This window comes from Hathewaya massiliensis (genome assembly GCF_902143515.1).
Lineage (GTDB): Bacteria > Bacillota > Clostridia > Clostridiales > Clostridiaceae > Hathewaya > Hathewaya massiliensis.
On record NZ_CABFVD010000006.1, the window covers coordinates 76,061 to 92,777 of the forward strand.

General features: G+C 28.1%; 14 protein-coding genes and 1 pseudogene. All 15 read right to left on the bottom strand.

All coding sequences use genetic code 11. The annotated features are described in order from the left end of the window. Window positions 1-17: 17 nt before the first annotated feature. The 15 genes and pseudogenes from FNZ64_RS11525 to tyrS all read right to left on the bottom strand — a co-directional run bounded on the left by FNZ64_RS11525 (window position 18) and on the right by tyrS (window position 16,227). Complete coding sequence (locus FNZ64_RS11525; RefSeq protein ID WP_142415032.1) at window positions 18-581, bottom strand: nitroreductase family protein; 564 nt, start codon at window positions 579-581, stop codon at window positions 18-20. A 755-nt stretch (window positions 582-1,336) separates the two neighbouring features. Then, window positions 1,337-2,065 (bottom strand): DUF2812 domain-containing protein, encoded by a 729-nt coding sequence (locus FNZ64_RS11530; RefSeq protein ID WP_142415034.1) that lies wholly within the window; start codon window positions 2,063-2,065, stop codon window positions 1,337-1,339. Window positions 2,066-2,081: 16 nt separating this feature from the next. Continuing rightward, window positions 2,082-2,402, bottom strand: coding sequence for a PadR family transcriptional regulator (locus FNZ64_RS11535; protein WP_142415036.1), 321 nt, complete (start codon window positions 2,400-2,402; stop codon window positions 2,082-2,084). A gap of 122 nt (window positions 2,403-2,524) precedes the next feature. Next, window positions 2,525-2,623, bottom strand: coding sequence for an IS3 family transposase (locus FNZ64_RS15135; protein WP_142415038.1), 99 nt, complete (start codon window positions 2,621-2,623; stop codon window positions 2,525-2,527). A 95-nt stretch (window positions 2,624-2,718) separates the two neighbouring features. Next, window positions 2,719-2,976, bottom strand: coding sequence for an IS3 family transposase (locus FNZ64_RS15140; protein WP_142415219.1), 258 nt, complete (start codon window positions 2,974-2,976; stop codon window positions 2,719-2,721). 85 nt (window positions 2,977-3,061) lie between these two features. Next, on the bottom strand, window positions 3,062-3,250 hold the full coding sequence (locus FNZ64_RS11550) for a hypothetical protein (RefSeq protein WP_142415040.1): 189 nt from the start codon (window positions 3,248-3,250) through the stop codon (window positions 3,062-3,064). Between the two features lie 702 nt (window positions 3,251-3,952). After that, window positions 3,953-5,389: a beta-barrel domain-containing protein gene (locus tag FNZ64_RS11555; protein WP_142415042.1), complete on the bottom strand. Its 1,437-nt coding sequence runs from the start codon at window positions 5,387-5,389 to the stop codon at window positions 3,953-3,955. Next, the gene (locus FNZ64_RS11560; RefSeq protein WP_142415044.1) at window positions 5,379-7,601 is read right to left on the bottom strand and encodes a peptidase domain-containing ABC transporter; all 2,223 of its coding nucleotides are present in this window, start codon (window positions 7,599-7,601) and stop codon (window positions 5,379-5,381) included. The genes FNZ64_RS11555 and FNZ64_RS11560 overlap by 11 nt, the downstream gene beginning before the upstream one ends. 237 nt (window positions 7,602-7,838) lie before the next feature. Next, window positions 7,839-8,558, bottom strand: a complete 720-nt coding sequence (locus tag FNZ64_RS11565; RefSeq protein ID WP_185903757.1) for a flavodoxin family protein — start codon at window positions 8,556-8,558, stop codon at window positions 7,839-7,841. Between the two features lie 48 nt (window positions 8,559-8,606). Next, window positions 8,607-11,708 (bottom strand): type 2 lanthipeptide synthetase LanM family protein, encoded by a 3,102-nt coding sequence (locus FNZ64_RS11570; protein WP_185903758.1) that lies wholly within the window; start codon window positions 11,706-11,708, stop codon window positions 8,607-8,609. A 138-nt stretch (window positions 11,709-11,846) separates the two neighbouring features. Then, window positions 11,847-12,292, bottom strand: a pseudogene (locus tag FNZ64_RS11575) (RNA-guided endonuclease TnpB family protein); the annotation flags it as partial. A gap of 147 nt (window positions 12,293-12,439) precedes the next feature. Beyond that, window positions 12,440-12,691 carry a plantaricin C family lantibiotic gene (locus FNZ64_RS11580; RefSeq protein ID WP_142415049.1) on the bottom strand — a complete coding sequence of 84 codons (252 nt, stop codon included), beginning with the start codon at window positions 12,689-12,691 and terminating at the stop codon, window positions 12,440-12,442. Between the two features lie 230 nt (window positions 12,692-12,921). Beyond that, window positions 12,922-13,212, bottom strand: a complete 291-nt coding sequence (locus tag FNZ64_RS11585) for a plantaricin C family lantibiotic (protein ID WP_142415051.1) — start codon at window positions 13,210-13,212, stop codon at window positions 12,922-12,924. A 677-nt stretch (window positions 13,213-13,889) separates the two neighbouring features. Then, window positions 13,890-14,864, bottom strand: coding sequence for a transposase (locus FNZ64_RS11590; RefSeq protein ID WP_142415053.1), 975 nt, complete (start codon window positions 14,862-14,864; stop codon window positions 13,890-13,892). A gap of 160 nt (window positions 14,865-15,024) precedes the next feature. Further along, a complete protein-coding gene (tyrS, locus tag FNZ64_RS11595; protein WP_142415054.1) occupies window positions 15,025-16,227 on the bottom strand; it encodes a tyrosine--tRNA ligase in 1,203 nt (400 codons plus the stop codon). Between the last annotated feature and the right edge of the window lie 490 nt (window positions 16,228-16,717).

Sequence of the window (16,717 nt, forward strand, 5' to 3'; positions counted from 1 at the left end):
CTTATTAGTATTACCTTTTAATTTATTCTATTTTCTATATTTTCTTTTTCTTTTTCTTCTGGTTCACTGACTATTCCCCCAAACGGCATTTGAGCCACTAGTTTATAATTTTCAGGGATATCAAATATCTCCTTTATTTTTGAGTCTATAGCAGGATTATAGTGCTGTAATGAAGCTCCTATGTTTAAATCTCTAAACATGCTCCATATATAAAGTTGTAACATTCCATTTGCTTGGTTTGCCCAAATTGGGAAGTTATCAGCATATATTTCAAATTTGTTTTGCATTAATCTAATAGTATCTTCATCATATAAAAATAACACTGTACCAGCTCCTGCTTTAAATGAGTTTGTTTTTTCTCTAGGTACTTTCCCTTTAAACACATTGTAAATTTCATCCCATAAAAGATCATGTTTATCTCCAAAAACAAGAACTACTCTAGCACTCTTCATATTAAATGCATCTGGTACTAGTTCTGTAACTTCCTTAATATTTTTTTCAACTTTTTCTTTTGAAACCGGCAAATTCTTGTCAATCTCATAATAGCTTCTTCTTTTCTTTAATGACTCTATAATACTCACGATTCCCCCCTAATATTTTTAAAGTATTATTTATACTCCACAATAACTAACCAAATTATTTACTCTTAAAAAGACTGTACCTACAGTTTTATATAAAAGTCACCACATAAATACTCGCACGCGAGGTAAAAGGTATGTCAAATACTAATATCATTTCCATTAATGATGAATTTTATAACTACTAAAATTATGTAAACTATGTAAAATTACTTACTAAAGTATCTTATTATTATGTTATATTCTATTAATTCTTTCTATTTTTAAGTCAGACTCTAAATTAAATTTTCTATAGATTTATAGTTTTCAGTTTAATATTAAAAATCTATCATCAGGTTAATTCTGTTGTAATATATTCTTAATTATTTAACATAGCCATCTTATCCTTTTCTATAAGTTGTTTGGGAAACTCAACTTATTTTAAGGGCTGGCTATGTTTTTTTCTATACTTTTTTATTGGTAATTTACTATTTGGTTAATATATCCTTTTTACTGTCCGTAGGTCAGATATTATAATATCTTTTCATTACAATTTGTAAATTATTTAGAAAGTTATTTTAACCATGCAAAAAGTAATAACATTTCTCAAATAATGGAATCATATTCCCCCTTATGGAGTGAGTAAATAAAAAAAGAGCAACTGCATATATAACAATTTTCACCTGTCACTTTTACAATCGCCCTATTTCTTTATTTGTGATAAAATATAAATTAATTCTAAGTAGACATTTTATTTATATTTTAAATTGACATAAAATTTACAAAGACTTTTTATATTTCTTATAACAAGATAAACTTGAAAAAAGATTAGAAATACCAAAAATAAGAAGAAATATTGCTGAAGGATATTTTCTTTCAATTAATTCCACTATTCCCATAGGTATTAATAGAATCCCTCCAACTCCATATATCTTCCACAAGAATTTATTGCTCATCGTCTCACTTTTACACTTGCCCTCTTTTTTTATCTGCTTAATTTTTGAGGAATATGATAAATAGGGAAGAAAATTAAACACAAAAATAATTAAATCAATTATTAATAATCCAACGACACCTAAAAATATAGGCTTCATTACTATTGAAGAAACAGGTAGTAACCCCATCAGTACTATCCCTATTATGAGAGAATAAAGTGTTCCCCTTTTGGTTTGATTCTTTATACTTATATATTTATCTACTTCTGATCTTAAATCACTATAAATAGGTTTAGTTCCCACTGATGCTGAAAAAATGTGCATTTGGTTTTCTACAGAAACAACAAGGTTCCATCCTGCTTCTTTAAATATGGCAAAGTACTCTTCATCTGCCTCCCCTTGATAGTCTAAGCTATATATTATGTTTTGAGGCTTATCCTTTTTTAATTTATAGAAAAACCCCCCTACTATATCCTCTAGTATCCAACCTTCACTAGCATAATTTTCAAGTTTTTCCATATCACTTTTTTCACTAAAGGCAAGTCCACTAATCATTACATATTTACTTTTCATGAATACCCCTCCTTCTTTACTCCAAGAACCTTTCGGCAAATTTAACCATCTGTTTTTTACGCTGAATTTCTTTTATGAGCCTCTCTCGTCCTTTATTTGTTATTTTGTATACTTTTTTATTTTCATCTTTAGTAGAAATTAACTCCACTAAATCTGTTGCTAAAAGCTTTTTCAGTGTCGTATAAAGGGATCCTGGACCAATACTAACTTCATTATTAGTAACCTTTTCAATGGTTTTCATAATTAAATATCCGTGCTTTTCCTCAATAACACTAGATAAAATGTAAAAACCAGCATCTGTTAATTCTCCAATATCAATGGAATCCTTTCTCGGCATAAAATTCACCTTCCTATTGCTAATATATCATTTAATAATATATCATTAAATGATATATTTGTCAATTGTTTTCCCAATATATTACACTACTCATTTTATAGATCAACAAGGATAAGAAATTTTTATATAACTTTTATTCGGTCATTTTTTGCTAGCCGATATTCTACTGAAGTCATATAATTCAGAGCACTATGAATACGTTTATTGTTATACCATAACATTAAAAGCTTCTAAAACTTCGTCTATTATCTTATTTTTAAATTCATTTCCCCTATCAATGTGGAATATTTTACTTTAGTTAAATTTATATCGGAACTCATAAATTATTTACTATATTATCTATCTTTTCCTCGTTACACTTGGTCTTATGAACCTTATATTGTTTTACAGTGTAATTATAAACCAATCTGTACTTGTCCATAATTTGCCTTATTTTTCTTCTTGATGCTAATATGTTTTGCTTTTTCAATTCTATTTTTATCTTTCTTGAACCATAATTATTCTTGCTATCTATAAATATTGATATAACTGCATTTTCAAGTTCAGTGTTATACTCTAGTTTTTTTGTTATAATACACTAGGCTCCTTGGAATATTTAGTATTCTACTCATTGTACCGATACTGTACTTTTCAATGTTTGCTAAAATTATTTTCCCCACTTAACTATTGTAGACTTGACCATTAGATATGTCTCTTAGGTACTTAATTTTCTTTTTTCTTCTATTTTTACTAGCATATCGTTGGTGCATCTTATACCATAGAGGGATTGCTATTTTTCCTACCTTTAAAGAAAACTTTAATATTAAAAATCTATCATCAAGTGTTGTATGATCAAATATTATAATCACTTTTTTGTTGTTACTTCGCTTTACATACTTTTTATAACTTCTTCAATGAAGAAACTATAAATGTAATCTGGATTTATTGTTGAAGTTTTAAAAAATCTTAATATCATATAGTATTTTTTGTAATTCTGTTGTAATATATTTTTGATTATTTAACATAGCCATCTTCTCCTTTTCTATAAGTTGTTTGGGAAATTCAACTTATTTTAAGGGCTGGCTATGTTTTTTCTATACTTTTTTATTGGTAATTTACTATTAGGAAACAAAAATTGGGAAAACCTCAGTAAAATTATTTGCCGAAATTTCTCCAAAAGTACTTGCTAGTAATAGCATTTCCTAGTGATGCAAATAATACCATACCAACAATTTCATTGATTGAATATTTAACTTTATTATTCTGTCTTGGGTCATTAATATTTTTTTGTTAAATTTATTACGTTTGTAATTTTCTTCATTAATTTTCACCTTCCTTATCTATGATTTTAACATAGATAAGGAAGTAAATTGTAGTAAAATTTATTCATGCGTTTGTCCTGAGTTTTTATCTTAGCAATAATATGATTATTAAAAATGCATTTAAGTTCTAGATAATTATTATAGTTATAGTTATAGCTATAATTTGACTTAGAATTGCAGTTTTCAGAAGCTAAATTTTGACGTCCTACAAAAGGATTATTGTTGAACTAAATTAACTTATACTAAAGATCAAGAAGCACTTTTAAAATTTAGTTTTTCAAAAAAGTAATATAGCATTCTTGTCTTTCTTACGATTACTCTCGCTTCACAAGTGATACCAACTTTTATTTCTGATTTTTCTCCATTACTTCTATATAAAGCATTCTTTTCTAGTGAACCTTCTCCAGTATAAAAGATATCACCATTTTGATTATTTAGTTTTGAATTTATACTCAAGTTTTTTATTTCACCCTTTAAAAATCCATACTCATTATATGGTAATGAATTAAAGCTATACTTTATTTCTTGTCCTTCTTTGAGATGCATTATATCTTTTTCTGCAATGAGCAATTCGATTTTATATTCATTGCTCTTTGGTAATATATATGCTATGATTGCTCCCGCTTCTACCATTACCCCGGATTGCAAATTAGTTTTAATGTCTATTTTTCCATCACTTTCAGATTTGACTTGACAGGTTTCAATATTTTTATTAATTTCTTTCAATTTGAAATCGATTTGTTGTATTTCTCCATTAACTAAGGTTCTTTGTGCTTCTATATCCGCTAAGAAAGCCACTTTATTTTTCTCTTTTGATAAATATGCATTCTCATTAAATTTATTTATGCTATTATCAATATCTTTCATTTGCATATTCAATTCATCAAGTGAGGTATATATTTGTAGCTTAAGATCACTCCTTAATTTTGTTAATTGTTTTTTATAACTTTCGATTTCTGCTTCTATCTGAAGTATTTGCTCATTTGGTACATTCTGTTCTTTAAAATTTTCTTTGCTTTTTTCTAATTGACTTATTTTGTTTTCTATTTCTTTTTTTGAAATTTGAAAATTATCAAATTGAATACTATAGATACTCTCTTGATTATTATGATTTTTATTCTCCTCTATAGACTTATCTAGTATTTTTAGACTCTGTATTTTGTTATTTAAATTTATTTTAGATGTAAGTAACCTATCTTTTTCTTGAACTACTACCATATTCCCCGGCTCATAAGTTTTATACTTATAGTAATATTCTTTTTCCTCCTCATGATCAGTAAAATAATTTTTATTAGCTTCTATGCTTTTTTTTAGTTTTTCTAAGTTTTTTAACTTTTTATTTAAGTTTATTTTTTGTTTATCTAAATTTTTTTTTTGGTTTTGTAACCTAGTATCATCTATTGTATATAGTAGGTCACCTTTTTTTACATCTTGTCCATTCTTTAAATATATCTCTTTTACAGTCCCTGGAATGGGATTAGAAGCCGTAAAACTTTTCTCCTTAGTGGTCACAAATCCTGATACTTTAATGACAACTTCCTTCTCACTAAACCAAGCCCATAATAAAAAAGAAAATATTGCGAATAATAAAATATATATAAACATACTTACAAATTTATTAGGTTTCATCTCCATTAGTTCTCTACTATCACTAAGTTCTTCAATGTTTTCTATTTTATACTTCACAGTATTCTACCTCCTTAGCTATTAATTCCTTATCTTCATAACTTTCAGGAGCTTGTTGTTTCCATAGATTATAATATCTACCTTTCAGGCTTATAAGTTCTTTATTAGAACCACTCTCTATTATTTTTCCTTCCTCTAAAACATAAATAGTATCACATTTAATGATAGTACTTAGTCTATGTGCAATGGTTATGGTTGTTATATCATTACTAAGTTCAAGTATTGTATTTTCAATAGCTTTCTCTGTTATTGAATCTAAATTACTTGTTGCCTCATCCATAATTAGTATTTCAGGCTCTCTTAATATGGCTCTTGCTATGGATAATCTTTGTTTTTGTCCACCCGAGAAATTTGAACCATTTTCTTCAATTAAGGTATTATATCTTAAAGGTAAACTATTTATAAAATCATGTATTTGTGCTTTCTTGCAAGCTTCTATAATTTCCTCATATGTTAAATAAGGATTCCCAAGTGTCAAATTCTCCATTATTGTTCCTACAAATAAAAAGGTTTCCTGGGATATATATGCTATTTTATCTCTTAACGCCTCAATATTAATCTCCTTAATATTATATCCATTTATAAGCAATTCACCTTTTTCACATTGATAGAAATTCATTAATAACTTAGCTAAAGTTGTTTTTCCTGAACCACTTTCCCCAACCAAAGCAACTTTTTGTCCTTGTTTAATTTTCAAATTTATATTTTTTAATACAAGATTTCTCGAACCATATCTGAAATCTATATCCTTAAACTCTATTGTACCTTTTAATGTTTTAGGCTTTATCTTTTTATTTTCGTCAACTGATTTTTCTAAATTTAAATCTAATATTTCTGAAAGTCTTTCTGCTGCAACTACTGCTGTTTGTATAGCTGGCTGGAGACCTATTATATTTTCTATTGGATTTAAAAAGTATATTAATAAGGAATTAAAGGTTAATAATTCACCTAAACTTATTCTACCCTTTAATACTTGTGTTGTACCAATCCAAAGTATAACAATTGCAAATATCCCCTTAACTAAACTTTTTAACGAGTTTTGCCAATTATTTATAAAGCCATTACTAAGGGAATTTTTCATTAATTTTATAAACCTTTTTTCTGTTTCAAAATTAATCTCTGTCTCAGCATTAAATGCTTTTATTGTTTCTATCCCATTTAAAGATCCAACTAAATATGAGGTTAACCTTGCATTACTTTCCATAGTAGCCCTATTAATTTTTTCAATTCTGTTCTTGAATGCGAAAACGATTATTCCGTATAAAAATAGTGGTACTAAAGTAATCGTAAATAATAATGGACTCTGAGAATACAATATTGAGCCACCTATAATAACCATAAAAACATCTATCATCATAGTAAGGGTTACCCCTGAAATAGCATTTCGTATACTAGATGCATCATTAAATCTCGAAATAATTTCACCAACTTCTCTTGTTGCAAAGAAATTCATTGGTAAATTAATTACATGCTCATAGTATCCTAGCATCAATGGAATATCCAGTTTAGGACCTAAATGAATCAATAACTTTGTTCTAAATGCTTCCGTAATGACTTTGAATATAAGCAGTATAATAAAACCTATTGAAATAGTATGTAATGATTGAGCCAAGTTATTAGGTACTATGCTATCGATTAATAATTGATAATAAAATGAACCTAAAATTCCAAATATAGTTATTATTATAGAAGATAGAAATATATTAATCAATAAGTTTTTTTGTGGCTTTAGTAAACTAAAAAATCTCGAAAACATACTATTGACTTCATTTCCTTGTTTAAATTTAGAAGTTGGAACCATTACAAATAGTATGCCTGTCCAAATATCAAAAAAATCTTTTGGTTTATATTTTACTATTCCACTTGCTGGATCTGCAATTAGTATTTCTGTTTTGCTTATTTTATGTATAACCACATAATGTAAGGTGGATTTATTTATAACTACATGCGCCATTGCCGGTAGGGGTACCCCTTTAAATAAATCTTCATAATTATTTACCTTAATTGCTTTTGCAGATAACCCAAGTTGTTTTGCTGACTTAATTATTCCTAAAGCGCTTGTTCCTATTTTATCAGTGCCAGCCATTTCCCTTAGTTTTGATATAGGGTACTTTAACCCATATTGCCTACATATTGTTGCTAAACAAGCACATCCACAATCTTTATAATCATGTTGTTTAACACAATAATACTTCTTGAATATATCTCTCATTTTTCACCTCATCATATTTAAAATAGCACACTAAAATTTCTGTTAGGATTGGAAATTTTATATTCACTTTTTAGTAAAATCACTATTACCTTAGTATTTCGAAGTTTATATAACTATAAGGCAATAACCTAAATAATTGGTATTCTTTATGATTATTTAAAAACACCGTTAAAATGAAAGTAGACACGGAAAATTACCACTATGCCTACTTTTATTTTATAATTATTTATACCATACCTACTTTACTTTTTGAACAATATTAAGCACTTCTTCGAAATTATTACATTTAATCAATCCAGATTCGTTCCAGTATTTATATTCTGCAAATTCGTTACTCCCTTGTGCTTCTACCGCAATTTTATTCGCTTTAAATATTAATTCTAGTGACGGATCCGTTTCAACCTTTTTACCATTTACATATTCTGTTAGTATGCTAGAACATTTTTCTATTGAGTTAATAATTTTTTCATTCTCCTCATATGGAACTACACCAAACTCACCAACAACTTTAATCCCCATATAAGTCATTACTTTATGAAGATATTTTGCTGTTAAATCTAATCCATTTCCAGATGAAGTTGCAATTACAATACCTGCTTTTCCAGACAATATTAATAAATGTGTCCAATAACTAATTCTATCTATAAAGACTTTCATATCTCCAGTTACATTATGTAAATAAACTGGACTAGCTAAAATTATAAAATCAGCACTTAACATTTTTGATTTAATTATTTCCATATCATCATTTTTGTCTTGAGGACATTTCCCATTGAAAAAACATTTGTTACACCCCATGCAATTATTGATTTTAGAAGAATTAGCTGTATACAAATCTACCTTAACATTTTCTTTTCCTACTGTTTCAATTGTTTTATTAATTACTTCACATACATATTTAAACGTATTTGATTTTCTTCCCACTCTACTTCCTACATAAGCAAATATTCTTTTCATAATAACCTCCATTTTCCGCTAAAAAGTTATCCATATTCCCCACTTCTTCTACTCTAATCCTAATATATTAGGCATTTCCTTTTCTCTTCCTACCCTTAATATTTCATAAGCTATACCAGATAATCCTACCATAAATCCATTATATTCATTTTCTTTAAATGCTTCTGTTTTCATTAATTCTGCTACGAAATCTACTATTTCTTCTATGGTAGCGACTGCTTGATTGTAAAGTTCTTCATCCTTTAAAACAACAGCAGCTTCTTTTAAAATAACCATATTTCCCATATCTCCATGACATAAAGAAATATCACTATTTAAACCATTTTCAATTATTTTCTGTATTGCTATCCTTATTTCAGTACTTATTTTTTGATCTTCATATCCTAAACTTTTAATCTGTATCTTACTTAATAAAATTCCTGGAGCACCATGGCACCATCCACATGTAAAATGCTGTTCATGAATAGATCTACGCCAATCCTTATCTTTCTCTGAATACATTGATCTTTCATATAGTAGCGCTTCTTCAATTAACTTAAGCACCCTCGTATTATTGGTAGCACTATGCCATCTATATAATTGAGCAATTATGCCTGCATTTCCGTGTGAGTATCCTACATATCCTTTTTCACTCCACGAAATTCCTGGTTTTCCTTCTACTTCAACCTTTATATTGTTTAGTTTTTCAAATATTTTTTCACCTATAGCTAGCACCTTACTTTTTATGGACTCATTCTTTGTTTTTTCATATATAGAAATCATAACTCCTAAATTTCCAGATCCATTAATTATATCTTCAGTTTCAACATTATTTATGTTGTAATCTATCATGTCTAAAATATTCAAAATTTTATTTACATAGGTATTAGACTGATTAGACTCATCAATATAAAATAACGCATAGGCTGTTCCCCCTAATCCATTAAATGCACCTGTTTTTAGTTTGGTTATGCGTTTAAATTCTTCTTCTTTAGGTATTGTTTCTAGTATCGATGCAACAATTTCTCCCGTTACTTCTTTATATTTTGAAATCTTTGAGACTTTCCATAAATAATTATAGAATAATGCGATCCCAGATAATCCAGAATAAATATCTCCACATGCATTATCAAATATGTTAAAGCCTAAACCAATATCTTGTGACTCTAACCATGTCCTGCTTACAATTCCTGATTTTTCACCTGTTATGCTGCGTTGTAACATATAATCTGCTATTTTTATTGCTGCTTTTACTAGATAGTCTTCCTCATATTTTCTTTTAGCATTATGGTGAAACTTTACAGGTGTTTTTATATGTCCTTTATACCCTTCTTCCCTAAAAGATGTATTGATGGCTGCTATTTGCCTATACATCCTTATGTCGCTCATCTCTTCTATTTTATTTAGTACTTTCTCCATGGTGCTTTCTTTAAATTTTGTATCTATATTACGTAAGTAAGCATTATGTATTTGCTTTCCATCTACATCTATTGTAAAGTAAGGAATATCTCCTTGCAACATTTCCTTAATTTCTAATCCTACCATTTTATGATTTTTGTCTTGATACCCTGTTGCAATTCTGTGTAAAAAAATGTATCTCTCTGCATAGCTAGTTAATAAATCTGGATGATAACTACTAAATAAAAGTTGTGCATACACATTTGTTGCCCTATATAATACTCTGATTTCGCAATCTCCAAAAAGAGATTGTACTTTATTTCTATACACATCTTTATTTTCTAATATCCATGTGTACATTTCTTTAAACCCACATATTATTTCTTCTTTATATCCTCTAGCATCCACTACTTTTTCACCGTATACTGGATTATTACTTTTAGGATTTATTTTTCCATATCGTTTTACAACTCTTACTTCATCTGTTCCATAATTTTCAATGTATTTACCTTTGAAAGGAGACTCTTGTTCTTCCGTAGCTCCTAAACCACCTATCTCTAAAATTTTATCATTTTTAAGATTTATGATCTTTGAAGGCAATAAGTGCGTACTAGTAACAGATCCTCTAACTTCTCTTAGGGCTACTTCTATAGCCGATTGTACAGAAGTATCATTGTGTATGTCTGGATGCATAAGTGTTTCTAAATCTATTAACACAGGCATATCTTTATGTGCTATAATGTTTTCATAATGCATGTCATTTCCATTTAATGTATGTAATAAACATAACATTCTTCCTATTTTATAATAAAAACATCCTAACTCTTCTTCATTCTCACATTCTATATGCTCAATAAACTCTGCCCATCCTGCATCCTCAATGGTATATACTTTACCAGCCAAGAGCGTTTCTCTTGAATTACCCGTTATTTTTAAATCATTTACCCATTGTATAAGATCATAGTATTTTTTATCTATATCTAAATTATGTGGTTTATATATAAAAATTTTATTCGTATCAAAAACAAGCTTGACTACAGATTTACCCTTATTATGCGTATCTCCTTCACCCATATGTATTTCTTTGATTTTTCCGACTTTTTCATTATTATTCAAACAAGCTTCAATATTAGGAAGCTCCCTTTGGGTATCATGTATAATTTTAATAGCAAAATCTACGGCATATTTTGCTTTTAGATCTAGTATTCTTGTAAGTTCCGGATAATTCAAATATATTTCCCTTCTGTAATTATTATCTTTTAATAATACATCTGAAAAATACTTTCCTCTCGCTTCTTTTGAATCACCTTTTAATAAATTCTCTTGTTTTGCATAGTAAAGTTCTACTATTATAGTTTGATACGCTATTTGATTTAACTGACCTAATATGGATGATATTGTTTGTAGTAAAAACACCTCTACGTCATATATTATAGGGCAATTCTTAACTTCTTCTATGAGTTTATCTATGTATTTTTTTAAAATAGGTTCAAAAAAATGTACCCAATGATTATTATCTTTTATGATTTCAAATACTTTTTTAAAATCAGTTTCATTTTTTATTTCATCCCATACCAGTGCATCTACTATCTTAGTATCAATATTTTTATTTTCGTCTATAATTCTATTGAAATTTGTATCTGATATTGTTTCTAACATTTTATTAATATCTTCTGTAGTTACTTTTTCGTCAAAAAAAGTTCTCCAATAACTTATCAACTCTTCGTTAGATATCTTTTCTACATACTCACTCATATATCTTCTGCTACTCAAAATATGAACAAATATACCCATATAGAGATTATTACTGCTCCACCGTACTCTGCCTTGCCTATGATACTACAGTTTATATAGTACTCCACAGTAGTTCATTCCCCAAATAGCTTTGGATACATATATACATTCGCTTGTCTATGCGATTTTGTATATTTTTACATTTTCTAAATTTATAGTAGCATTGTAATCTCTATCAAAAATAGAATTATGATCATTAATTCATTTCCATTTAGTTTACACTTGTATTCAAGTTTAATTCTAAAATCATAGAGTTTTTGTCCAGCTACTACCTTAGACAAATGTTTATTCTTCATCATTCCTCTAATCTTTAAATTTTCAATAGTTATATAACTTGGTTTTTGCTTCACTATTTCATTAATTGTTTTATTAATATAATTAGTTCTTATGTTAGATAATTTTTGATGAACTTCCTGTACCTTTACTATTTGTTTTTGGATATTTTGCCTAGTAGATTCTCCTTTCTCTTTTTTGTTTTTTACTTCCAACCTCTCATATTTCCTTGAGAGTCTTCTTTGTTCACGTTTTAATTTCTTTTCTAACTTTTTTACACTTGTAGTTTTAGTAAAAATTCTACTATGAAAGTTTGTATATTTTTCTTCGTTATAGGCATAATATTATATACAATGGTAGTATATCTAGAGTTTTTACCCTAAATATACTACCTAAGCTAATTTCTTGTTATGTTAAAATTTTTTATATAGTTTTTTCTAACCACATAAGCATTCTACAGTAACAGTTGCAACTCCACCACAATTATATTTAGCTGTAGCTTTTTCATTTACCCATGTTAAACCAGCAGTAATCATTCCTGAAATCTTTATTGAAGCACAAATTTGAGATGAGCCTCCATCGATATTTTCAAGGTTTTGCTCTTCAATTTCTTCACCAAGACTTCCGATTACATCATTAAACTCTTCCATATTATTTCTCAATAACGGATTTCTTTTTGAAAAATTCAATTTTTTCCCTTCTCTCTTTCATATTTTAAAAAGCGAATGATTGTTAATACCAATCACAGAATTAATAACATTATTTCAGATTATTTATATTGCCATGATTATTATTACAAGATTAAAGCGTTTTCTTGATTGCATTTTGAATAGTAAATTTAAACTACTTGCAAAGTAGTGTTAAAAATACTTAGCACTAAACTACTGCTTGTATGCTTTTTCATATACAAATAAAGATTCTAGCATAAACACTCTAAAGTAACTGTTGCAACGCCACCGCATTTGTAATAAGCTGTAACCTTATCATTTACCCAAGCTGTACCTGCACTAATGATTGATGCTGTTTCTACGCAACCCATAGATGATGCTGTTGCAACTATTGTTGCGTTCACTGATAGACAAGGTAAGCTAGTTCCCCCATCTATGTCGCCAAGATTTTGCTCTTGAATTTCTTCTCCTAAGCTCCCTATTACTTCGTTAAACTGATCCATTTTGTTTCTTAATAATGGATTTCTTTTTGAAAAATTCATTTTCTTTTCCTCCCTTAATTTTATAATTTATCTAGAAACTTTTAGGTCTCTAGTTCTTCAAATCTTAGAGGAGTTTACATTATCTCCTCTAGAATTTAAATTGCAAGATCATTTTTTGTATCATTCTGCACGTATGTAGCTTGTCCATTTCTTATCTTAATTTTGTTTAGGTGCTTACACCAAGCCTATCATAGCACATCATTTATAAGAAAATCCTGTCTATTGACTATAGTAAAAGTCATTCTATTTATTTTTTTCATTTGCCTTTTCACGTATTTTTCACGTTTATCTGAACTGTTATTATTATGCATTTATGTATACAATTATATTTGATTAGCATCATCTTGTAAAGAAAAAAAATTAGCCAAAATCCAACAGCCTTTTTCGACATTTTTACTTATTGTTTATTTTTTATATGTCGCTACATGCAAATACCTATCCATAAATGTTAATTTTTATATCTATTTACATGTATTATAATCTGACTTACGGACAGTAATTTACATAAATTATGGGTAATTTCATTAATAATCATGTTATAGTTAATATTTGAACTGGGATTTGATGAAATACTAGCTTTAAAATGATAAATATAAATTTATATGAAATTTTTGTAAAAGAAAAAGAATAGAGTAACCTTATTTTCCAGAAATAATTCCCAATAAACACCATCAATGCTATATGTCATATAGTACAAAATTAAATTTAAGCTTGTACTTCTTTATATTAGCATCATAACATCTATTGAACCATTTTAGTCCACAAGTAAATAAGCTATATATTCTAACCATTTTGTTTTTTAATTTCTTCGTAGCTCCTACAATTTTGCTTTTCTTATTCTTAGAGCAATCTGCTCCTAATATTATCATCCATATATAGGCTATACTTAAGCATAAATATAGGTTTTGAAAATATACAATATCTTTTGTCCATGTGCCTTCCATATCAAACCCATTTGATTTTAAGTCCCTAAACATTTCTTCTATGATGAATCTTTTTTTATATTCATTAACAGCTTTTTTAGTATCTATATTAGTTGCTAAATACCAAGTATCTTCTGAGTCTTCAGCTCTACACACTGCTAAGTTACATCTATATTCTTCAACACTTAATAAAACTCCATTGAACTTTTTTACACCCTTTTTTATAGTAGCTATGTCTCTTAGGTACTTAATTTTCTTTTTTTCTTCTATTTTTACTAGAATATAGTTGGTGCATCTTATGCAATATTTCCAACCAATTTTATTTATAAACTTAAATAAATCTATACTCTTAAATTCTCTATCTGCCAACAATATAACTTCATAATTATAGACAGTAAAAATATCATTAAGTTCTTTTATTCCTTCCTTTATGTGATCAAAGTTTTTATTTCCTTTTTCATTGTACTCAAATATTTTATACCATAGAGGGATTGCTCTTTTTTCTACCTTTAAAGAAAACTTTAATATTAAAAATCTATCATCAAGTGTTGTATGATCAAATATTATAATCACTTTTTTGTTGTTACTTCGCTTTACATACTTTTTCATAACTTCTTCAATGAAGAAACTATAGATGTAATCTGAATTTATTGTTGAAGTTTTAAAAAATCTTAATATCATATAGTATTTTTGTAATTCTGTTGTAATATATTCTTGATTATTTAACATAGCCATCTTATCCTTTTCTATAAGTTGTTTGGGAAACTCAACTTATTTTAAGGGCTGGCTATGTTTTTTTCTATACTTTTTTATTGGTAATTTACTATTTGGTTAATATATCCTTTTTACTGTCCGTAGGTCAGAATATCCATCTTCCATATTTTTTTACCTATTTTAAAACAATCTTTACAAAAGTTTTTTTACCTATTTTAACTATAAATTCTTCTTCTAGTTTTACTTCTGATAAGTCCTCTACCTTTTTTTCATTTATTTTTATTCCACCTTGCGATGCTAGTCTTCTAACTTCACTTTTGCTTTTTACTATATTGTTCTTAACTAGAATTTCTGCAAGGTCAAAGTCTACTTTAGATGTTTCTATGGTTTTTATATCTTCTGGAATTTGATTTTGGCTAAATACTTTTATAAATCTATCTTCTGCTACTTTTGCCTTTTCTTCTCCATGATATAATCTTACTATTTCTCTTGATAACTCCATTTTAATATTTCTTGGATTTTCTCCATTTCTAAGTCTTTCTTCTATTTTAGCAATGTGATCTGGGTGAATATCTGTTACAAGGTTGTAGTATTTTATAATTAATTCATCGGGAATTGTCATAGACTTTTCAAACATAATCTCTGGTGATTCGTCTATACCAATGTAATTTCCAAGGCTTTTGCTCATTTTATCTACACCATCTGTTCCTTCTAGTAGTGGCATAAAAATAGTTGCTTGACTTTCATGTCCAAATTCTTTTTGAAGCATTCTTCCCATAAGCACGTTAAATCTTTGATCTGTTCCACCAAGTTCAATATCTGCTTTAATTTCTATGGAATCATAGCCCTGCATAAGTGGGTAGAAAAATTCATGAATGGAAATAGGCTGATGATTTTCATATCTCTTTTTAAAATCTTCTCTTTCAAGCATTCTAGCAACCGTCATAGTTGAAGCTAAATTAATTACATTTTCAAGGTTTAGTTTAGATAACCACTGACTATTAAATTTAACCTCTGTTTTTTCTCTATCTAAGATTTTAAAAATTTGTGTTTCATAGGTTTTAGCATTTTCCATAACTTTTTCCTTTGTTAGAGGTTTTCTTGCCTTTGATTTTCCTGTGGGGTCTCCAATCATCCCTGTAAAATCACCTATTATAATTACTGCTTTATGCCCTAAGTCTTGTAGTTGTTTAATTTTTCTTAAGACTACAGTATGACCTAAATGTATATCCGGTGCACTTGGGTCTAAGCCTAATTTTACAGTTAATTGTCTCTTTTCTTTTTCCGCTTTTTCAAGTTTATGCTTTAAATCCTCAAGGCCTATGATTTCATCTGCTCCTTTTTCAATTATTTTAATTTGTTCTTCTAATGTTTTCATTTGTCATGCCTCCTAAAATTTATTTTTATAGCTATGTTAGATGAAAATGTCTACCATAGCTATTTTTAAATATAAAAAAACTCCCATCCTAATAAAAGGACGAGAGTATTATTCCCGTGTTACCACCTTAATTCATTGATATTTCACAATAACAACCTTATCAAGTACGCCAAAAGCTAAAATTCTACATTAACCTTAAAATTTAATACTTATATTAAGCTTTGTTAAACAGCTTTGTTGATATGATGGTTACGTAGCGAATCAGTGATGAAGTGACTTTCATATCCATATTCTTATCTAACATAGCTTTATAATAAGCTTCTAGTTATACTCTAGCACTATAACGGGTGCAGGAACCGACATCTGCCTACTGGTTGTTATCTTTCGGAGTGCTGCTCAGAGATGTATTCAAATTAATTTAACTTTGCCCCTCTCATCACCCGGGAACTTTCTGTAAAGTTCTTAATTAATTCTACTTCTTCTCTTCAAA

Coding starts and splice junctions, on each gene's coding strand:
- FNZ64_RS11530 (WP_142415034.1), bottom strand. CDS start 2,065: ATGAAAAGTAAATATGTAATGATTAGTGGACTTGCCTTTAGTGAAAAA.
- FNZ64_RS11535 (WP_142415036.1), bottom strand. CDS start 2,402: ATGCCGAGAAAGGATTCCATTGATATTGGAGAATTAACAGATGCTGGT.
- FNZ64_RS15135 (WP_142415038.1), bottom strand. CDS start 2,623: ATGTTATGGTATAACAATAAACGTATTCATAGTGCTCTGAATTATATG.
- FNZ64_RS11560 (WP_142415044.1), bottom strand. CDS start 7,601: ATGAGAGATATATTCAAGAAGTATTATTGTGTTAAACAACATGATTAT.
- FNZ64_RS11565 (WP_185903757.1), bottom strand. CDS start 8,558: ATGAAAAGAATATTTGCTTATGTAGGAAGTAGAGTGGGAAGAAAATCA.
- FNZ64_RS11585 (WP_142415051.1), bottom strand. CDS start 13,212: ATGAATTTTTCAAAAAGAAATCCATTATTAAGAAACAAAATGGATCAG.
- FNZ64_RS11590 (WP_142415053.1), bottom strand. CDS start 14,864: ATGTTAAATAATCAAGAATATATTACAACAGAATTACAAAAATACTAT.
- tyrS (WP_142415054.1), bottom strand. CDS start 16,227: ATGAAAACATTAGAAGAACAAATTAAAATAATTGAAAAAGGAGCAGAT.